The following is a 1,509-nucleotide window of genomic DNA, read 5'->3' on the forward strand; positions in this document are numbered from 1 at the left end:
GAGAATGTTTAAGGTTTTGTGTAAGTGGTAAATAATACCACTAAGGAGATGATCACTTATGCAAAACCTTGAAAACCTGACGGTAAAAGATTTAGCCCGTCAATGCAAAAGTATTGAAGACATTTATGAAGCGTTAAAGAACATTTTTAGCGATACTATTCAGCAATTATTAGAAGCTGAACTTGAACACCACCTGGGTTATCAAAAGTACGATCCTAAAGGGAAAAATTCGGGCAATAGTCGCAATGGGTATAGTAAAAAGACTTTAAAAACTCGTTTAGGCCCTACAGAAATTGAAATTCCGCGAGATCGGAACGGTGAATTTGAACCGCAAGTCATCAAGAAATACCAAACAACTGCCAATGAGCTTGAAGACCAAATAATCTCAATGTATGCCAAAGGTATGACCAATAGGGATATTGAAGCTCAAATGAAAGACATTTACGGTATTGATGTTTCCCCGGCTTTAGTCAGCAAAATTACCGATAAAATCATGCCGCAAATTACCGAATGGCAAGCAAGACCTTTAGAAAGAGTTTATCCGATAGTTTATTTTGATGCTATCCACTTTAAAGTTCGCCAGGACGGAAGAATAATAAATAAAGCAGCTTACACCGTTCTTGGTATTAATACATCCGGCTATAAAGATATCCTTGGAATCTGGATTGGAGAAAATGAATCAGCAACTTTTTGGCTAAATGTCTTTAACGACTTAAAAAATCGTGGTGTAGAGGATATTTTAATAGTTTCGAAAGATGGACTTTCAGGTTTTTCAGAAGCCATAAAAGCAGTATTTCCTAAGGCAGAAATTCAGCTTTGCGTAATCCATCAGATTAGAAATTCATTAAAGTATGTCTCGTACAAAGATCGTAAAAATTTAATGGCAGATTTAAAGAAAGTATATGGTGCAGCAACTTTAGAAGAAGCTGAACTTGGACTTTTAGAGCTTAAAGAAAAGTGGGATAAAAAATACCCGATAGTTTCAAAGTCCTGGGAACGAAACTGGGATGAGTTAAGCACCTACTTTAAGTATCCGCAAGAAATCCGCAAATTAATTTATACTACAAACATCGTAGAAGGATATCATCGGCAGCTAAGAAAAGTAACAAAAGTCAAAACTACTTATCCTACAGATGATTCTTTGAGAAAAATACTTTACCTTGCAACGGTTGATATTCTGAAAAAATGGACGATGCCCATAAAAGACTGGGGGTTATGTGTATCACAATTCACTATATACTTTGGGGAAAGAATGATTATATAACAAAGAAAAGTTGGCAAAATAAAAGCAAGATCATGGGGGCTCTGCCCCCAAACCCCCGAGGTTTATCGCTTTAGGTTTCCCAGGGATAATTTTGGGAGGGGGAGTTACCCCCTATCCCCGGCAAACCATGCCAGGCGCTCAGGTTGCCCCTCGGCATTGCCCTATCCTCCTGGCAGGTAAAGCTATTTAAAGTATTGCCATTTTAGTTAGGTAAAAACCATTTACACAAAACTATTTACATTCCC

At 37.5% G+C, this 1,509-nt stretch carries 1 protein-coding gene; it reads left to right on the plus strand.

The window, feature by feature from the left end:
* The first annotated feature begins 58 nt into the window (after nucleotides 1-58).
* Nucleotides 59-1,264, plus strand: coding sequence for an IS256 family transposase (locus cpu_RS09205; RefSeq protein ID WP_075859722.1), 1,206 nt, complete (start codon nucleotides 59-61; stop codon nucleotides 1,262-1,264).
* The last annotated feature ends 245 nt before the right edge of the window (nucleotides 1,265-1,509 follow it).

This window comes from Carboxydothermus pertinax (genome assembly GCF_001950255.1).
GTDB lineage: Bacteria > Bacillota > Z-2901 > Carboxydothermales > Carboxydothermaceae > Carboxydothermus > Carboxydothermus pertinax.

What these genes read in the sequence shown, in the direction of transcription:
- cpu_RS09205 (WP_075859722.1), top strand. Translation starts at nt 59, where the DNA reads ATGCAAAACCTTGAAAACCTGACGGTAAAAGATTTAGCCCGTCAATGC.